The sequence below is a fragment of the Bacteroidales bacterium MB20-C3-3 genome (assembly GCA_035609245.1).
In the GTDB taxonomy this organism is placed as follows: Bacteria; Bacteroidota; Bacteroidia; order Bacteroidales; family UBA932; genus Bact-08.
Window position 1 is genome coordinate 1,963,700 of sequence record CP141202.1, and the last position, 17,411, is coordinate 1,981,110.

17 protein-coding genes and 1 pseudogene are annotated in these 17,411 nt (G+C 42.0%); 9 read left to right on the forward strand and 9 right to left on the reverse strand.

Translation table 11 applies throughout. The features are described from left to right. The first annotated feature begins 13 nt into the window (after nt 1–13). The gene (locus U5907_08980; protein WRQ32709.1) at nt 14–1,630 is read left to right on the forward strand and encodes a fumarate hydratase; all 1,617 of its coding nucleotides are present in this window, start codon (nt 14–16) and stop codon (nt 1,628–1,630) included. On the opposite strand, the gene U5907_08985 is transcribed toward U5907_08980, so the two are convergent. Continuing rightward, on the reverse strand, nt 1,622–2,671 hold the full coding sequence (locus U5907_08985; protein WRQ32710.1) for an alpha/beta fold hydrolase: 1,050 nt from the start codon (nt 2,669–2,671) through the stop codon (nt 1,622–1,624). The two genes, U5907_08980 and U5907_08985, sit on opposite strands and share 9 nt — an antisense overlap. Next, the gene (locus U5907_08990) at nt 2,668–3,552 is read right to left on the reverse strand and encodes a cation diffusion facilitator family transporter (GenBank protein WRQ32711.1); all 885 of its coding nucleotides are present in this window, start codon (nt 3,550–3,552) and stop codon (nt 2,668–2,670) included. The genes U5907_08985 and U5907_08990 overlap by 4 nt, the downstream gene beginning before the upstream one ends. Before the next feature lie 70 nt (nt 3,553–3,622). On the opposite strand from U5907_08990, the gene U5907_08995 reads away from it, so the two are divergent. Then, entirely contained in the window at nt 3,623–4,873 is a 1,251-nt protein-coding gene (locus U5907_08995; protein ID WRQ32712.1) for a metallophosphoesterase, read from the forward strand. 222 nt (nt 4,874–5,095) lie between these two features. Here U5907_08995 and U5907_09000 read toward each other — a convergent pair. From U5907_09000 to U5907_09015, 4 genes and pseudogenes are all read right to left on the reverse strand, one after another. After that, nucleotides 5,096–5,578 (reverse strand): annotated as a pseudogene (locus U5907_09000) (TPM domain-containing protein). Then, the gene (locus tag U5907_09005) at nt 5,544–5,981 is read right to left on the reverse strand and encodes a TPM domain-containing protein (GenBank protein WRQ32713.1); all 438 of its coding nucleotides are present in this window, start codon (nt 5,979–5,981) and stop codon (nt 5,544–5,546) included. The pseudogene U5907_09000 and the gene U5907_09005 overlap by 35 nt, the downstream one beginning before the upstream one ends. A gap of 2 nt (nt 5,982–5,983) precedes the next feature. Next, nucleotides 5,984–6,580, reverse strand: coding sequence for a LemA family protein (locus tag U5907_09010; protein WRQ32714.1), 597 nt, complete (start codon nt 6,578–6,580; stop codon nt 5,984–5,986). A gap of 31 nt (nt 6,581–6,611) precedes the next feature. Continuing rightward, nucleotides 6,612–7,595 (reverse strand): FISUMP domain-containing protein, encoded by a 984-nt coding sequence (locus tag U5907_09015; GenBank protein ID WRQ32715.1) that lies wholly within the window; start codon nt 7,593–7,595, stop codon nt 6,612–6,614. Nucleotides 7,596–7,671: 76 nt separating this feature from the next. On the opposite strand from U5907_09015, the gene U5907_09020 reads away from it, so the two are divergent. Then, the gene (locus U5907_09020; protein WRQ32716.1) at nt 7,672–8,676 is read left to right on the forward strand and encodes an FAD:protein FMN transferase; all 1,005 of its coding nucleotides are present in this window, start codon (nt 7,672–7,674) and stop codon (nt 8,674–8,676) included. A 3-nt stretch (nt 8,677–8,679) separates the two neighbouring features. Beyond that, nucleotides 8,680–10,299 (forward strand): D-aminoacylase, encoded by a 1,620-nt coding sequence (locus U5907_09025; GenBank protein ID WRQ32717.1) that lies wholly within the window; start codon nt 8,680–8,682, stop codon nt 10,297–10,299. On the opposite strand, the gene U5907_09030 is transcribed toward U5907_09025, so the two are convergent. Genes U5907_09030 through U5907_09040 form a run of 3 tightly spaced genes read right to left on the reverse strand, consistent with a single transcriptional unit; the run spans nt 10,296 to nt 13,637 of the window. Further along, complete coding sequence (locus tag U5907_09030; GenBank protein ID WRQ32718.1) at nt 10,296–11,255, reverse strand: PhoH family protein; 960 nt, start codon at nt 11,253–11,255, stop codon at nt 10,296–10,298. The two genes, U5907_09025 and U5907_09030, sit on opposite strands and share 4 nt — an antisense overlap. Further along, the gene (locus tag U5907_09035) at nt 11,230–12,303 is read right to left on the reverse strand and encodes a CapA family protein (GenBank protein WRQ32719.1); all 1,074 of its coding nucleotides are present in this window, start codon (nt 12,301–12,303) and stop codon (nt 11,230–11,232) included. Before U5907_09035 ends, U5907_09030 begins: the two co-directional genes overlap by 26 nt. Before the next feature lie 2 nt (nt 12,304–12,305). Further along, nucleotides 12,306–13,637, reverse strand: a complete 1,332-nt coding sequence (locus U5907_09040; protein ID WRQ32720.1) for a DUF389 domain-containing protein — start codon at nt 13,635–13,637, stop codon at nt 12,306–12,308. Nucleotides 13,638–13,741: 104 nt separating this feature from the next. Between U5907_09040 and U5907_09045 the strand changes: the two genes are divergently transcribed. Genes U5907_09045 through U5907_09065 form a run of 5 tightly spaced genes read left to right on the forward strand, consistent with a single transcriptional unit; the run spans nt 13,742 to nt 17,393 of the window. Further along, a complete protein-coding gene (locus U5907_09045) occupies nt 13,742–14,248 on the forward strand; it encodes an SPOR domain-containing protein (protein ID WRQ32721.1) in 507 nt (168 codons plus the stop codon). Beyond that, complete coding sequence (gene gcvT / locus U5907_09050; GenBank protein ID WRQ32722.1) at nt 14,249–15,358, forward strand: glycine cleavage system aminomethyltransferase GcvT; 1,110 nt, start codon at nt 14,249–14,251, stop codon at nt 15,356–15,358. Nucleotides 15,359–15,361: 3 nt separating this feature from the next. Next, nucleotides 15,362–15,700 (forward strand): PAS sensor protein, encoded by a 339-nt coding sequence (locus U5907_09055; protein WRQ32723.1) that lies wholly within the window; start codon nt 15,362–15,364, stop codon nt 15,698–15,700. A gap of 10 nt (nt 15,701–15,710) precedes the next feature. Further along, entirely contained in the window at nt 15,711–16,085 is a 375-nt protein-coding gene (locus U5907_09060) for a VOC family protein (GenBank protein WRQ32724.1), read from the forward strand. Nucleotides 16,086–16,088: 3 nt separating this feature from the next. Beyond that, nucleotides 16,089–17,393: a TonB family protein gene (locus tag U5907_09065; protein WRQ32725.1), complete on the forward strand. Its 1,305-nt coding sequence runs from the start codon at nt 16,089–16,091 to the stop codon at nt 17,391–17,393. Nucleotides 17,394–17,411 lie beyond the last annotated feature (18 nt).

Genomic DNA, 17,411 nt, shown 5'->3' on the forward strand with positions numbered 1-17,411 from the left:
AAAATAGAGAGATATGGATTTTAAATTTCACGAAATGTTTCCTCTTGGAGAGGATAAGACACAGTACCATCTCCTTTCAAAGGAGTATGTGTCAACAGCTCAGTTTGAAGGAAATGAGATTCTTAAGGTAGACAAAGAGGGGCTTAGACTTCTGGCCAGACAGGCTATGCACGATATAGCATTTATGCTGCGTCCTGAGCATAATGAACAGGTTGCAAAAATTTTAAGCGATCCCGAGGCAAGTGTAAATGACAAAGCTGTGGCACTTACAATGCTTCTGAATGCAGGTATTTCATCAAAAGGGGTTTTGCCTTTTTGCCAGGACACAGGAACCGCTACAATTGTAGCCAAAAAAGGTCAGAGGGTATGGACAGGAGGAGGCGATGAAGAGGCCCTTTCACACGGAGTCTTTGATACATATACGCAGGATAACCTGAGATACTCTCAGACAATAGCCCTGGATATGTACAATGAGAAAAACTCTGGTAATAACCTTCCTGCGCAGATTGATATTTATGCAACTGACGGAGGAGAGTATAAATTTCTTTTTGTTGCTAAAGGAGGAGGTTCCGCAAATAAGAGCTATCTTTTTCAGGAGACAAAGGCTCTCTTAAATCCTGAATCTCTTGAAAAATTTCTGATAGAGAAGTTAAAAACGTTGGGGACTGCAGCTTGTCCACCATATCATATTGCATTTGTGGTAGGCGGAACATCGGCAGAGGCCTGTATGAAGACAGTGAAGCTCGCTTCGGCAAAGTACCTTGACGAACTTCCTAAGCAAGGTGGTCCTGAGGGACACGCCTTCAGAGATCTTGAAATGGAGGCAAAGCTCCTTAAAGCTGCACAGACATTTGGTATGGGGGCTCAGTTTGGTGGTAAGTACTATGCTCACGACATTAGAGTTATAAGACTGCCAAGACATGGTGCTTCTTGTCCTGTTGGAATGGGAGTCTCTTGCAGTGCAGACAGAAACATCAAAGCGAAAATAAATAAAGATGGAATCTGGCTTGAGACACTAGATACAAATCCACTGAGATTAGTTCCGGAGAACCTGAGAAACATCAAAGCAACGCAGGAGGGGGCCGTTAAGATTAATCTGAACAGACCTATGAACGAAGTCCTGGCAGATCTCTCAAAATACCCTGTCTCAACATTCCTGCTTCTTTCAGGAACTATTGTGGTTGGAAGAGATATTGCCCATGCAAAACTAAAAGAGAGACTGGATAAAGGAGAGGGAATGCCTCAATACATGAAGGACCATCCTGTATATTATGCAGGTCCTGCAAAAACACCGGCCGGCTTGCCAAGCGGATCATTCGGACCGACAACAGCAGGAAGAATGGACTCATATGTGGACCAGTTCCAAAGTAATGGAGGGAGCATGATTATGATTGCAAAAGGTAACCGCAGCCAGCAGGTAACAGATGCATGCCACAAACATGGCGGATTTTACCTGGGCAGTATCGGTGGCCCGGCAGCTATTCTTGCACAGGAGAGCATACGAAAAGTTGAGGTCCTTGAATATCCTGAACTGGGTATGGAGGCAATCTGGAAAATTGAGGTAGAAGATTTCCCTGCCTTCATCCTGGTTGACGATAAGGGTAATGATTTCTTTAAGCAATTAAAGTAGAAAACTGAAGATCTCTCTGTAGGCCTTATCACGGGAGTTTTTCCCTGAGAGAACAAGGTCGTGAAGACCATCTTCAATTATCACAACCTTTACAAGGCCGGAAATAGAGGAGGAGAATTCAATAATTTCAGCGACATCCAAAACGGTGTCGCTTTTTTTATGGATTTCACTAAACTCAGATCCTGTTGAACTTGATGATGAACACATAATCAGGACGGGGACACCTATCTCAATCCCTTTTTGAAGCCTCTTCTGCCCCTTGTGAATAACCCTTATCCATGCGGCGGTAACCATGGGTGATTGTATAGGCTTCATTATTGTGTCAAACTGCCACTCCCCGTAGTAATCAGAGTGAAGACTCATGCAATTAACCGGGCTGACACTCCTGTTTACTACCATCCTCGGTATTACAGATCCAATTGCAGAGAAAACAGGTATACCGATACTCTCAGCCACTCCTCCTACATTGAAATCAAAAAAGGGGCTGTTAAGAATCAGACCGGAGGCTAGCAGAGAGTCCCCCTTTTCGGCTGCATAGAGTGAAGCTATTAAACCTCCCGTAGAGTGAGCCATTATTGTAACCGGAGCATTGGGGAGATCTTTTTTTATCTCAGCGATTGACTTGTCAATCTCTTCATAATAGTCCGATATATCCCTTGAATCATACCACACCTGCCCGGGTAATTTCGATCTTCCATACCTGCGGAGGTCAAGAGCATAGAACCTGAACCCGTTATTTTCCATTGAGTCTGCAAGAGAGGTCTGGTAGAAATAGTCACTGTAACCATGTATGTAAAGAATGGCCCGTTCATTGTTAATACTCTCTCTCTTTCTCACAAGGGTTGCAACAGGCACACCGTCAAAATCCTTATTAAGAATAATATGTTTAAACTCCCACTCTTCCCCCAGGTAATCAATATTCCAGTTTTTACTATCGATAATCAGTGTCGAATTAAAATCAGGAGTCTCCAGCATCTCCCGGTCATTACAAGAGTAAAAGAAAAATATAACCAGAGCTAAAAGGATAAATGATTTTTTCATATAGGCTCAGTGTGGATATTAATATGCGTTCCTCTGCCAAAGCGCTCTTTTATTGAAAGTTCTAGTTCGGTGGCAATATCGTGAGATCTGACAAAAGTAATATCTTTGTCAAGTTTTATATGCACATCTATAGCATAGATAGTTCCCACTTTTCTGGTCTTTAGGTGGTGGAATTTTACTATATCGGGGTGACTATTAATCAAAGACTCAATCTCTTCAATAATTTCACCCGGAAGAGAGGCCTCAAGGAGCTCTTTTATGCTTGGCATTCCAAGGTCGTAAGCAACCTTTATTATAAAGAAACTAACCACTATACCCGCAATGGGGTCTAGTATTCTCCAGGATTCTCCAAGAAATATGGCACCAGAAATTCCAAGCGCAGTACCAATTGATGAAAAGGCATCTGACCTGTGGTGCCACCCGTTAGCAATGACTGCAGGACTGTTTATTCTCTTACCAACAATTATAGTGTACCTGTACAGTGCCTCTTTGGAAATGATTGATACCAAAGCAGCCCACAGAGCAACCATTCCCGGCTCTTTTAGCTCACCACCATTAATGTACTCAATTATCTTTTCCAGACCGTTGACAAAAATACCTATTCCTACTCCAGCAAGGGCAAGTGAGATAATTAGTGTTGCAAATGTTTCAAATTTTCCATGACCATATTTGTGATTATCATCACTCTCTTTTCCTGATATATTTAAAAAAGCAATAACAACAATATCAGTTGCAAAATCTGAAAGAGAATGAACACCATCAGCCAGCATGGCAGAGCTCTTTCCTGCAATACCGGCAGTAATTTTAGCAATTGTGAGTATAAGGTTTACAAAGAACCCCGCTAAAGTAACCCTCTTAGCCTCTTTTCCCCTGTTATCCATTTAATAAATTGTTAATAACAAACAATTAATAAAGTTAAGTGTTATTTTTGCAAACACCCAAACAGAGCATATGTTTTTCATTATAGTTTTTTCTACATTTTTTGCCCTTTCGTCATATGTATTCATAAGAGGCTTTCAAGCCCTTCCACCATTTGCAATAGTAAAAATAATCTATTCAATATTGTTTATATCTGGATTTGTCTCCTTTTTTCTACGGATGTATTTTGGCGATAAAATTGACGAGCGTTATGCTGTACCTCTTTCTGAAGTGGGTTTTACATTTATTATAGCGCTTGTCTATTTTGCAATATTTGCTCTTGGGTTTGATATTTTGCGCATACTTAACCACTTCTTCAGCATATTTCCTGAGATTGTAACATCAAACTGGACTTTCGTAAAGCAGGGTGCACTTGCACTCTCAGTAATCTCGGTCATGATATTGTTAATTGTTGGAAGCATTAATTTCAACAACCCTGTAGTAACAACATACCAGATTAATACTGAGAAAAACCTTCCCGGAGGGGAGCTTAAACTAGTCCTGGTCAGTGATATTCATTTAAGTACAAGTATAAACTCTAAGCACCTTAAAAAATATGTAAAACTCATTAACGATCAGAGAGGGGATGCTGTTTTTCTTGCTGGTGACATAGCTGACAGAGATGTACGCCCGTTAATTGATCAGAAAATGGGAGAAGAGCTGGCTAAGCTATCTGCGCCAATGGGAGTTTTTGCAATTACAGGAAACCACGAATTTTACGGAGGAGACAAAGATGAGATATATAAAATATTAAGAGAGGCAGGGATAAATGTGCTGATTGATTCTCTGTTTATCTCCCCGCATGGTTTTGCTGTTGCCGGAAGAGATGATCTTACCAACCACAGAAGAGCACCTCTTGATTCAATATTAAAAGATCTAGAGAGAGAGATCCCCGTTATCTTAATGGATCATCAGCCAAAAACGCTGGATGATGCTGTTAGAAACCAGATAGATCTTCAATTTTCAGGGCATACTCACAGAGGACAGTTCTGGCCGGGAAACCTTATCACGGAGGCAATGTTTGATTTGGCATATGGCCATGCAAGGAGAGGGGATACAGATTTTATAGTAACCTCCGGACTTGGCCTTTGGGGGCCAAAGTACAGAATAGGTACAAAATCAGAAGTTGTTGTTATTGAGTGGAAACAGCTACCAACTTCCACCGGCACCACCGCCTCCAAATCCACCCCCGCCGAATCCTCCAAATCCGCCACCGCCGAATCCACCACCACCGAAACCTCCACCTCCAAATCCACCGGACCTGCCACCACGGCTACCAGATAGCATAGATCCCAATATAAGAAGTTCGGCAAGTCCCGGCCCTCTCTTTCCGCCACCACCAAAGTTGCCTCCACCGCCTTTTTTTGAGATTGCCGATATAATAGTTACAATGATTATAAACAGTATTACCAGTACTGCTGCACCCAATCCGCCAAGATCTTCGGTGTCTGAAGCATACTTATCAGAGGAGTACTCTCCGGCAGCAATAGGCATAATAACATTCAGTGCAGCTACAACACCTCCAAAATAGTCATCTTCAGCAAAACGAGGTATCATCTCTCTCTCAATAATCCTTTTGCAAATTGCATCCGGAAGAGCCCCCTCCAGGCCGTAACCTGTGGCAATAAATGCCTCCCCTCTTTCATTCCCTCTTTTTGGTTTAATTAAGATAACCACTCCATTATCAAACTCGGACTGTCCCACTTTCCACTCGGCACCAATCTGGTAGGCAAACTGCGCTTTGTCCATACCCTCAAGAGAGTTAACAGTAACAACTACAATCTGGTTTGAGGTGCTGTCAGAAAAGGCCACAAGTGCTCTTTCAATCCTCTCTGCATCATTTTGTGAAAAGATTGATGCAAAATCGTTTACCAGTCTGGGAGGTGCCGGCTTTGCAGGTATCTGTGCAAATAACACAGATGTGAAAAGAAGCAGTGCAGTAAAAGCTAATCCTCTAGTCACCAAAAGAGATTTCATTACTCTGTTCATCTGTGTCGTCTGATTTAATTGGGAAGAAGACTTTTAATTTTTCTCCCGCGAGTTCAATTGTTTTACATAGACCTTGGGCAGTGTTGCCTGATTTCAGGTTTTCACCAAGCAGATTAAGGGCATCCTGCCAGAAATTCTCAGGCACAACTTTATTAATGCCATCGTCTCCAATAATTGAAAATTTACGGGTTTTCCAGGCAATATAGATTAAGACTCCGTTTCTCTCTTTGGTTTTATACATCTTGAGCTTATTGAAAACATAAACTGCCCTGGCAACAGGATCGCCCGGGCAGTTGCTTTCTATGTGAACCCTTATCTCTCCGGAGGTGTTCAGCTCTGCAGATTCTATGGCTTTAACAATAGTTGCCTGATCTGCTTTGGAAATGAAGGGATTTGTTCCCACGGTTAAAACTCAACTTTAGGTGCTGTCTCTGCTCCTTCAGCCGCTTCAAAATATGCTTTGCGCTCAAATCCAAAAATTCCTGAAAGAATATTCTTTGGAAACTGTCTGATATATGTATTGTAAGCTCTGGCTGTTTCGTTAAATTTCTGTCTCTCTACAGTAATTCTGTTTTCTGAACCTTCAAGTTGTGCCTGAAGTTCCAGGAAATTCTGATTGGCTTTAAGATCAGGATAGCGCTCAACAACAACCATCAATCTTTGTAAAGCACTGCCAAGCTCTCCCTGTGCAGCCTGAAACTGCTTCATACTCTCCTCAGTAAGATTAGCAGGATCTATAGTTGTCTGAGTTGCCTTGGCACGAGCATTTACAACTCCCTCAAGAGTCTCTTGCTCATGAGCTGCATAACCTTTCACAGTAGCTACCAGATTTGGAATAAGATCTGCTCTTCTTTGATATACATTCTCCACCTGAGCCCAGGCAGAGGTAACCCCCTCCTCTTTTGTAACCATAGAGTTGTAGGAGTTTTTAGCCCAAAGGAACACAAGCAGTACCGCTCCGAGCACTACCAGAAGTGTAATCAAACCTTTTGAAAGTTTCATAATTTGTCAGATGTTAATTTATTCTTGTTTATTATTTGGCAGAAGCATCTCTTACGCAGCGGACAGATGCCCCAAATGTGCTTTTGCTTGCAAAATTGTAAGGGAAATCCGGACTGTCAAAATATATGAATCTGTAGAACCCGTTGTTGTTGTCCATCTGATCCGCAGACCACCAGGTTGCATACTCACCCCTGTTAAGGAATGTTCTGTAGCTTCCGGTAGAGTTCCCTGCAGGAATTGCATTCCATCCAAATTGATTTAAATATTGGAAGTTTGGACTGTATTTCCACATGTTAACAGAGTTGATAGTTGCCTTTGCAGAAACTTTAGATCCAATTCCGGCCCACTTTCCGTCAAACGCCAATGCTGCTCCTCCATTTAACTCCTTTGCAAGATTCTCCCAATCCTTGTTGTCAGGTAATCTCCACCCCTCAGGGCAGGCAGTTTTTGCCTCCTCCCATGTATAAAGTCTGCCATACAGCTCTCCCAACGCCTCAATTAAAAGATATGGTTTCCCGGATCCCTTCCAGTTCAGGTTAAAGGTAAACCAGTCTAATGTCCCAATTGTTGCATAGTTGTATTTGGCTCCATCTCTATTGTCTTCGAACAATTTGTCACTTCTGACAACACCGCCAAAGCTGGTGTCCGCGTTGGGATTAACTACCGTGGTGTTGAAGGACTGAGTTTTGGTTGAGTACCTGGGGTGAGTAATATACAAAGATATTGTATAGTCACCCGGTTTAACAGGAGCTTTAATAATGATTTCACTGCCAAACAGAGAGTCAACACTAAAACCTTTAGTGAACCACTTGTATGTAAGGCTGTCAACTGGTTTGGAAATCCCTTCGGCCTTAATATCAAGGTCCTGCCCGGCAATCAGGTAGGTAGGAATATTCGCCACGAGAGCCCCCTCCATATACAATTTGGTATCCTCCTCTTCATCCTTTTTACAGGCGAAGGCAAGAATGAGCATCAGTGATAAAGATGCAAGTCTTAGCCATTTATTTTCTGTCATAATGTTGTCTAGTGCTTATATAACTCACAAAGATATGTTTTTTTATTCTAAATTTGTGCCAAACACTTCGTCACCAATGATTTTTTCAAAACAGAACCTGACTATTTTTATACTGGTGGTATCAACAGCCATTGTAGCAGTATCTTGCAATGGAGTCAGTAATTACAGAACCATTGACGGATTCACTCAGGGTACAACCTTTCATATTGTTTACTCCGGCAAAGGAGACTCTCTGAATTCAGCAGTAGACTCAATTCTTTTGAAGATTGATAACTCTCTCTCAGTTTACAACGACTCCTCTCTCATAACAGCTGTAAACCAGAATTTGGATGTATATGTCGATACTCTTTTTGAGAATGTATTTAAGAGATCTGTAGATATATGGAGGGAGAGCGACGGAGCTTTTGACATATCAGCGGCGCCATATTTTGAGGTATGGGGATTTGGCAAGGGGGAGAAAAGAGAGGTTACTCCCCAGATGATTGACAGCATAAAGGCCTTTGTGGGGATGGACAAGGTGGCACTAAGTGAGGGTAAAGTAGTAAAATCAGATAATCGTTTAACTCTTAATGTCAATGCAATTGCTCAGGGTTACACTGCAGATGTTATAGCTTATGAGTTTGACAGAAGAGGTATCGATAATTACCTGGTTGAGGTAGGCGGAGAGATATTTTGTAAAGGGGTAAATCCATCCGGGAAGAGGTGGAGTGTTGGAATTGACAGACCTGAGGAGGGTAATATGATTCAGGGTGGAGATATTCAGACAGTGATCCTGCTCTCGGGGAGAGGCCTTGCGACCTCAGGAAACTACAGGAAATTTATTGAGGAGAACGGAGTAAAATACTCACATACAATAAACCCTGCCACTGGCCGGCCTGTTAAGCATAATCTGCTTAGCGCAACAGTGATTGCCTCTGATGCGATGACTGCTGATGCATACGCAACCTGGTTCATGGTTGTTGGTCTTGACAGAGCAGTAGAGATTATTGAATCAAGAAATGATATTGATGCTTTGTTAATTTATGATAAGGATGGAGAGTTTAAACTTTACCAATCAAAAGGTCTTGAAATAAACAAATAGATTATGAGCGATAAAATTTCCAGAAGAGGATTTATAAAATCATCACTGTTTGCCGGAGCGGCGCTGGGACTGGGTTTTAGTGATATTACAAAACTAAGGGCAAACAACCGTTTTGATACTATAATCAGAAACGGATTAATTTACAACGGAGAGCTCAGAGCTCCTGTTAAAGGAGATATCGCAATAAAGAACGGAAGGATTTCTGCTTTGGGAGATTTGGGCACAAGTGCAGATAAGGTAATTGATGCCGGAGGAAATGTTATCTCCCCGGGATTCATAGATATTCATACCCATACAGATGCCAACATGATGGAGGCCCCTTTGGGAGACAGCAAAATCTACCAGGGAGTAACCCTTGATATAGGAGGTAATTGCGGGGACTCTCCATTCCCTTCATCCAGATGGGAAAATAAAGAGGCGTTTTTTGCCGATTATGCTCGTCAGAGCAGAGGGATTAACTACGGGACCCTGATTGGTCAGGGCACTGTCCGGGGTCGCTTTGTCGGAGATAACGACACGCCCGCTACGGCAGATCAGATTAAAGCAATGGTCTCTTATGTGGAGAGCCAGATGGAGATGGGGGCTGCCGGTATATCCTGCGGACTTGAATATGTCCCGGGATCTTATGCTCCGGAGGCTGAGATTGCTGAGCTGTGTAAAGCTGTTGCAAGACACAACGGCCTTTTTGCAATTCATATGAGAAATGAGGATGACAGGGTAGAGATTGCTCTCGCAGAGGCAATAAGAATTGCAAAAGCCTCAGGGGTGAGGCTCCAGGTCTCACATTTAAAAGCGCAGAATGCAGCCAACTGGCACAAAGCTCCGATGCTCTTAAAGATGATTGAGGATGCTAAGTCCTCAGGAGTGGATATAGCGTTTGACAGATATCCATATATAGCTTTCTCTACGGGGATGTCCACCTTTATTCCTCTTGCAGAGAGACAGGGAACCACAGATGAGATTCTCAAAAGACTTGAATCTCCTGCCATATCTAATAAAATTGGAGAGTACGCCAGATCAAGGTTTGAAAGATTGGGAGGGCCTCAGAATATAGTTATAACCTCTTGCAGGCAGGAGGCTAACAAGAGGTACATAGGGATGAATGTGGCAGATGCCTCGGAGCTCGCCGGTCTGGAGGCTTGGGAATTTGTAAGGAGATTGCTTGTAGAGGAGAGGATAAGTGTGGATATAATCGGCTTTGCAATGAGAGAGGAGAATGTGTCAATGTTCCTGTCGCACCCTCTTGGTATGCCGGCTTCAGACGGAAGCGTATATTCGCCATATGGAAAACTTGGTGAATCGATGCCACATCCGCGCTCTTACGGAACAATGCCGAGATTCTTCGGTAAATATGTCAGGGAGCAGAAACTCATGAATATGGAGACAGCTGTTCATAAGGTAACCGCGTTGCCAGCTTCAAGACTGGCCCTTAAAGAGAGAGGACTTCTGGTCCCCGGATACCATGCTGACATTGTTGTTTTTAATCCGGATACAATTATGGATAAAGCAACATTTGCAAATCCTCATCAGTTCCCTGACGGGATTGAGTATGTTTTTGTAAATGGAGTATTAACACTGGCTAATGGCAAAGGTACAGGAGCTCTGGGCGGAGTGTTACTTTAAGAGTTAATCTCCTCCTCGTGTTTGTCGAATGCCTGTACAATCTTTGTTACAAGCTTGTGCCTTACGATATCCTCCCTTGTAAAGTCTATACGGCAAACCCCTTTAATCTTTCCCAGAAGCTCAGCCCCTTTAAGAAGGCCTGAGTCACTCTTTTTTGGAAGATCAATCTGAGTAGCGTCACCGGTTACTATAAACTTAGAGTTGCCTCCCATTCTGGTCAGAAACATTTTTAGCTGCCCGAATGTTGTGTTTTGAGCCTCGTCGAGTATAACAAAAGCGCTCTCTAAGGTTCTTCCCCTCATATATGCAAGAGGGGCAATCTGAATAATCCCATCCTCCATAAGCATCTCCAGTTTTTTTGGAGGAAGCATATCCCTTAAAGCATCGTATAAAGGCTGAAGGTAGGGGTCCAGCTTCTCCCTAAGATCACCCGGCAGAAAGCCGAGTCTCTCTCCTGCCTCAACAGCAGGTCTGGTAAGGATTAGTTTTTTGACCTCCTTGTTTTTTAATGCTCTTACTGCCAGGGCTATGGCGGTGTATGTCTTTCCCGTTCCGGCAGGACCAATTGCAAAAATAAGGTCGTTTTTGTAATAACTCTCAACCAGCTTTCTCTGATTTTTTGTCCGTGCCCTTATAATTCTCCCTTCGTTGCCAAAGACAATAACATCCTTATCATCATCCTGGACAGCTGACTTATCCAAATGAGATGACTCAAAAAGAGAATTTATATCGTCCTCTGTGAGCCTTGTCCTCTTCATCCTCATCTCAGTAAGGAGAGAGATTTTGCTTTCAAAATTCTTAACATCAGCCGCGCTTCCCTTGAGTAATATTTCTGACCCCCTTGCAACAACAAGCATCTTTGGAAAGTAACTCCTGAGCAAATCAAGCAGTCTGTTATTTATACCATAAATGTCTACTGGATCTATCTCCTCAATAATTATTCTTTTTTCTGTCATCTTTAAGTCTGCTATATTCATTTTTCATTTTAAACCACTCCTCTCTTTTTTTGAACAGGTGAGGAGAGTCAATATACTCTTCAACCGGCAGTATCGTGAAATTCTTCTCAAGAGCACCAGGTCTGGATGTCCAGATTAACTCCCAGTCAGGCTCGGCTAACCTCGTTACTCCTCCCAGCTCCCTTATTATCTTCAATGTAAATAACATCCCTGTTCTTGTAAAAGGGGCGGTCATATTCGAGATTGCATTCCCAAGTGAGTAGGCTGTGATTCTCTTTACCTCTCCTGAGAGCTCTCTCTCTACATCAACCTCCTGCACAACATGCGGATGAGAACCAATAACAATATCAACCCCATTTCTGTTGAAGAAATTTTTCCATTTTCGCTGGCTGGAGGATGAGGTTAGTTTGTATTCAGTACCCCAGTGGATACAGGCAATAATAAAATGGACATCATTTTTTTGAGCTTTAAGGATATCCTCCTTTATCCTTGCAGAATCCAGTAAATTAACCACATATGGTTGAGGAACAGGAATTCCGTTTGTGCCGTAAGTATAATTGAGAATGGCAAGTTTTACACCTTTCAGATTCACGAAGAGAGGATAGAGATCCTCTCTCTCTCTCTGGTCTCTGTATGCACCTGCGTAAGGGATTCTTAAAGTGTTATATGCCGATATAGTTCCCTCAATACCTTTGCCCCCTTTGTCACAAATATGGTTGTTGGCAGATAGAAAAATATCTATTCCTCCATATTTTCCGGCCTCCAGCAGAGAGGTGGGTGAATTGAAAACAGGATAACCTGAGTATGGTGGCGGAGCAAAAGTAGTCTCCATATTGGCTACTCTGAGATCGGCCTTATCAAACCTGCCCTTAAGATGGCTGAAATATGCTGAGTAGTCATAGGATTCAGGATCAGCAGGATTGGCTCCAGTCCTTTTTGCCGCATCCATCTGAGTCTGATGTTGCATAATATCTCCCAGAAAAATAATTTTAAGGGTATCACTCCTCCAAAAAAGAGAGTTTAATAATATTAAGGCATACAGAAGCATCTTTAATTAACCTGGGTAATTATTATGTTCTTCTCACCCAATCTTACAGAGAGCCAGCTCTCCAGCTTTTTTATATCAGAATCAGAGAGCGGTTCTTTCCAGGTTGCCATTACCATTATTTTATCGCTTGCATTGAAATCAGACAAATTAACACTGGCTCCACGAGCTATGGAGAAAAAAGTAAGCCCGGGATGCTGTGCCAGAATCTCCTCTGCAATTTGTCTGTATGGGATCTCTCTGCTCTTTATAGCGTTAAGCTCAGACTCCATTTTTCTCAACATCTCCTCTCTCTTCTGTATTTCAAGATCACTCCTCTCAAAAATGCTCTTTACAACACCAGCCTCATCAAGAGCATCAGCTGTAGCACTCTCTTTAATTGTAAGATATGCCCTTCCAATTCCGAATTTTTCAACAGAGGAGTAAAGCATCTCTTTCTGCCCCTCCCTGAGAGGCTCTCCGGCAATTGATAATTCAAGAGTAGAAGCACCCCCTGAGTGATTAATTTTATAATCATATATATAGCTGTTTTCAAGAGTCTTATTGTCATTGACAAACTGCTTTGCTGATACATTAAATGTGTTTTCCCTTATTACAACTACCGCTGTATAGATACTTGGAATTATCATGAGTACTGTTACAATACTGATAGTTCTTCTTACTCTCCTCTGTTTTACAGGATCTTCAAATTTTACAAGAGGGAAATGAAGGTATCTCACCATAATAAATGTAGCAAGCGCTATAAAGAGTGAGTTAATTGAGAACAGATATATTGCTCCTGCAAAGTAAGTAAGGTTCAAATTCGCAATACCATATCCGGCAGTACAGAGAGGAGGCATAAGAGCGGTTGCAATTGCAACTCCTGCTATTACTGTACCCTTCTCCTTCCTTGATCCCTCAACAATTCCGGCCAAACCACCAAAAAAAGCAATGAAGACATCATATATTGTTGGCCTTGTCCTTGCAAGGAGCTCTGTTGGCTCATCAAGACTCAGCGGAGATATTATGAAAAAAAGTGTAGATGCCATCAGGCTTATGACAACCATAATACCAAGATTCTTAAGGGAGCGCTTAAGAAGTAAAGAATCATTTATTCCCACTGCCATCCCGGTACCGATGATTGGTCCCATCAGTGGGGAGATAAGCATGGCACCAATAATAACAGGTGTGGAATTTACATTAAGCCCAACTGAGGCAACAATTACAGCAAATGCAAGAATCCAAACATTAGGTCCCTTAAAGTCAATATTTTTCTTAATACTCTCAATTGTTCCGGTAATATCTACCTGGTCTGCAAAGTTTGCAATCTCTTTTACCTGTTGATAAAATTTTGACATACTAGCTCTCGATTTTACTAATTCAAAGATACATTTAAATTTTCTCTTCTTCTTAATTTTGGTTACTTTTGTAAGATTACAAACCTTCTAAACCCTAGAAGATTATGAAAAAGCTTATCTCTCTCTTATTTGCAGCATCTCTGATTTTTACATTAACCGGTTGTGACTGGGTGCGTTCTACACTGGGAATGCCCACATCAGATGATCTTAAAGAATTCAGACAATTGGCAGAAGATACACAAAAAGTAAAACCTGAAACTCCAGCTCCTGACTCTATAACTCAGGATACTATAGTACCGGTGCAAAACATTCAAAAGAAAGAATATGCAGAGACTGCAGTACCTGTTGATGGTATGAGGTTTTTTGTTATAGCCGGTAGTTTTGAAGAGGAGAAGAACGCAGATAAAATGGCTGCATACCTTAGCGAAAGCGGATACAAACCTATACGATTAATATTTCGCAACGGATTCAATGTTGTAGCATCATCAGGACACAAGGAAATGGGTGAAGCTTACGCCTCTCTCCGGAACCTCCTTGAACTTGATTTTAGTCCTGAGGATATATGGATATACGATGCATTAAAACAAAAATTACATACAGAAATTAAATAGATGAAAACAACTGCTTTTACAGAAAAACACATTGCCTTGGGAGCCAAGATGGTTCCATTTGCAGGCTATAACATGCCTGTCGAGTATATCGGAATTACAGAGGAGCACAACCATGTGAGAACCGGTGTGGGAGTATTTGATGTTTCACATATGGGAGAGATTTGGGTAAAGGGGCCAAATGCTCTTGCATTTGTTCAGTATACCACCTCAAATGATGTCTCTCTTCTTGTTCCGGGTAAGATTCAATATTCATGCTTCCCAAATGGTAAAGGGGGTATAGTGGATGATCTGCTTGTATATTGTATCGACAGTGAGACATACCTTCTTGTAGTAAATGCATCAAATATTGACAAGGATTATGCTCATCTTTCAGCTGTTGCTCCAAAATTCAATATTACTCCAGGCAGGGAGCTCTATAATGCATCTGATGAAATATGTCAGCTAGCTGTACAGGGTCCATTGGCACTCAAGGCTATGCAGAAAATTTGTGATCAAAGCGTTGAGGATATGGAGTACTACACCTTCAAAAAGTTAACTGTCGGTGGAATTAAAGAGGCAATTTTCTCAACTACAGGTTATACAGGTTCAGGCGGATGTGAAATTTATGTTTCAAATCAGGATGCAGACAAACTTTGGAAGGCAGTTTTTGAGGCAGGAGAGGAGTTTGGGATTATGCCTATAGGACTTGGTGCAAGAGATACTTTAAGGCTGGAGATGGGCTTCTGTCTGTATGGTAATGATATTGACGATACAACATCGCCTATTGAGGCAGGTCTTGGATGGATAACAAAATTCAGCGAGGCAAAGGGTGATTTTATTGATAAAGATTATATGCTTAAATTAAAAGCAGATGGTCTTAAGAGGAAGCTGGTTGGATTTGAACTTATTGACAGAGGGGTCCCAAGACACGGATACGAGGTTTGCAGCGCAGACGGCACGGTTATTGGTATTGTAACATCAGGAACAATGGGGCCTGCTGTTAAGAAGGCAATAGGGATGGCTTATGTTACCCCTGAATTCTCAAAAGCCGGATCTGATATTTATATCAAGGTGAGGGAGAAACTTCTCAAAGCCGCTGTTGTGAAGACACCTTTTTACAAACAAGGTTAAAGGATGAAAGTCAGGCATTTTGATTGGGCAGAGGAGCTTGAGTGCGCTGTTACAGTTTGCGATTCAGATGGAGTGGTTGTATACAGAAATTCAAAATCTGCAAAGACATTTGAAAAGTACGGAGAGCTGCTTGGTAAAAATCTGAGAGAGTGTCACGGAGAGAAGTCCTGGGAGATGATTCAGCGTATGCTTGCTTCAGGGGAGTCAAATTCATATACTATTCAAAAAGATGGTATAAAGAAGTTGATACACCAGACTCCCTGGAGAGTGGGTGGCAAAATCAAAGGTTTGGTTGAGTTTTCTATAGTGCTGCCCCCGGAGCTTCCTCATTTTATAAGATAAATATAAATAAATGGCAAAATTCAGATTTATACATAATAACATAAATGTCCTTGACCTGCAGAAGAGTCTTGATTTTTACAAAAAGGCCCTGGGTCTTGACGAAGTAAGAAGAATTACTCCTGAGGATGGATCTTTTATTATTGTCTATCTTTCAGATGGTCTCCCCGGAGGTCATCAGCTGGAGCTAACCTGGCTGAGGGATTGGGAGAGGCCCTATAATCTGGGAGATAATGAATTCCATCTTGCTTTCAGGACGGATAATTATGAAGAGGCTCATAAACTCCATCAGGAGATGGGATGTATCTGCTATGAAAATCCCAAAATGGGCATATATTTTATAAATGATCCCGACGGCTACTGGCTGGAGGTATTGCCAACAAGATAACCGATGAAGAAATTTACTTTGATTGTAGCTCTGCTGATCCTTGCGACGGCAGGGCTATTCTCGCAAAATGAGAGAGGCGCTGACCTCAGAAAACATGTTGAGGCTCTGGTGGCCGACTCCCTGATGGGAAGAGGTGCCGGAAGCGAGGGTGAAAAGATGGCTGCAAGGTACATAAGGAAGGTATTTAATGAGAGTAGCGTTGAACTACTTTATCCCTTGCCGGGACAGGATTTTTCACTGGTGAATAGTAATGGAGACACTATCAGATCACAGAATATCATTGGAATAGTTGAGGGCTATGATCCTCAGCTTAAGAATGAATTCATACTTATAGGAGCTCATTATGACCACCTGGGTTTTAATACAGTAAAGGTAAACGGAAGGGACTCTCTTACCATATACAGAGGTGCCGATGATAACGCCTCAGGAGTCTCCGTGATGCTTGAGGTAGCAAAGATGGTTAGGAGCAGAAGTTTTATGTTTAAAAGATCTGTGATTTTTGCAGCTTTTGGGGCAGAAGAGAGGGGTATGGTAGGCAGCTGGTATTTCGTTAACAGGGCTTTTGCACAGAAGGATAAGATCTCCCTTATGATAAATCTTGATATGATAGGCAGAGCAGTAGAGGGCAGGAATCTTTACATTTATACAGTTATGCCTCACGCTGAGTTATCCACACTTCTTAAGGATGTCTCTGACAAGCCCTTGATGCCAACACCAACAATTAAGGCAACGGATTACTTTCCAAGCGATCATCAGCCTTTTGCAGCAGATGGAATCCCGGTAGCTCTCTTTACAACGGGTCTTCACAGAGATTATCATTCACCAAGAGATGTTGAAAAAGAGCTTAATTACGAGGTAATGGAGATGACTAAAGAGTATGTTTTCAATCTTGCTCTTGATGCTGCAAATATGAAGAGAATGCTCTCCAGAACTGTTTTTGCTCCTAAGGGAGAGATTAATCAGGAGGATGGTAAACCAAGACTTTACAGGCAGGAGGAGACTGAAAACCCGGCACTGTTCCTGCATGGAAGGGAGCAAAGATTTTTAGACAGGTGGGTATATAAGTACCTTAAATACCCGGAGAGTGCGATTGAAAAAGGGATTAGTGGCAGGGTTATTATTGAGTTTACTGTTGATTACGAGGGAAAAGTGAAGGATGCGGAGATAATAAAGTCTGTTGACTATGACCTTGACGAGGCGGCCTTAAAAACAATAGAGGCCTCGCCAGACTGGAAACCTGCAAAGATTGGAGGGAAGCCTGTCTCTGTAAGGATTGCCGTTCCGGTAGAATTCAGGCTTAAGAGATAGTAAATTTTATTACTTTTG

What these genes read in the sequence shown, in the direction of transcription:
- U5907_08995 (WRQ32712.1), top strand. Translation starts at nt 3,623, where the DNA reads ATGTTTTTCATTATAGTTTTTTCTACATTTTTTGCCCTTTCGTCATAT.
- U5907_09045 (WRQ32721.1), top strand. Translation starts at nt 13,742, where the DNA reads ATGAAAAAGCTTATCTCTCTCTTATTTGCAGCATCTCTGATTTTTACA.
- gcvT (WRQ32722.1), top strand. Translation starts at nt 14,249, where the DNA reads ATGAAAACAACTGCTTTTACAGAAAAACACATTGCCTTGGGAGCCAAG.
- U5907_08990 (WRQ32711.1), bottom strand. Translation starts at nt 3,552, where the DNA reads ATGGATAACAGGGGAAAAGAGGCTAAGAGGGTTACTTTAGCGGGGTTC.
- U5907_09040 (WRQ32720.1), bottom strand. Translation starts at nt 13,637, where the DNA reads ATGTCAAAATTTTATCAACAGGTAAAAGAGATTGCAAACTTTGCAGAC.
- U5907_09015 (WRQ32715.1), bottom strand. Translation starts at nt 7,595, where the DNA reads ATGACAGAAAATAAATGGCTAAGACTTGCATCTTTATCACTGATGCTC.
- U5907_09020 (WRQ32716.1), top strand. Translation starts at nt 7,672, where the DNA reads ATGATTTTTTCAAAACAGAACCTGACTATTTTTATACTGGTGGTATCA.
- U5907_09025 (WRQ32717.1), top strand. Translation starts at nt 8,680, where the DNA reads ATGAGCGATAAAATTTCCAGAAGAGGATTTATAAAATCATCACTGTTT.
- U5907_08980 (WRQ32709.1), top strand. Translation starts at nt 14, where the DNA reads ATGGATTTTAAATTTCACGAAATGTTTCCTCTTGGAGAGGATAAGACA.
- U5907_09010 (WRQ32714.1), bottom strand. Translation starts at nt 6,580, where the DNA reads ATGAAACTTTCAAAAGGTTTGATTACACTTCTGGTAGTGCTCGGAGCG.
- U5907_08985 (WRQ32710.1), bottom strand. Translation starts at nt 2,671, where the DNA reads ATGAAAAAATCATTTATCCTTTTAGCTCTGGTTATATTTTTCTTTTAC.
- U5907_09060 (WRQ32724.1), top strand. Translation starts at nt 15,711, where the DNA reads ATGGCAAAATTCAGATTTATACATAATAACATAAATGTCCTTGACCTG.
- U5907_09035 (WRQ32719.1), bottom strand. Translation starts at nt 12,303, where the DNA reads ATGCTTCTGTATGCCTTAATATTATTAAACTCTCTTTTTTGGAGGAGT.
- U5907_09030 (WRQ32718.1), bottom strand. Translation starts at nt 11,255, where the DNA reads ATGACAGAAAAAAGAATAATTATTGAGGAGATAGATCCAGTAGACATT.
- U5907_09055 (WRQ32723.1), top strand. Translation starts at nt 15,362, where the DNA reads ATGAAAGTCAGGCATTTTGATTGGGCAGAGGAGCTTGAGTGCGCTGTT.
- U5907_09065 (WRQ32725.1), top strand. Translation starts at nt 16,089, where the DNA reads ATGAAGAAATTTACTTTGATTGTAGCTCTGCTGATCCTTGCGACGGCA.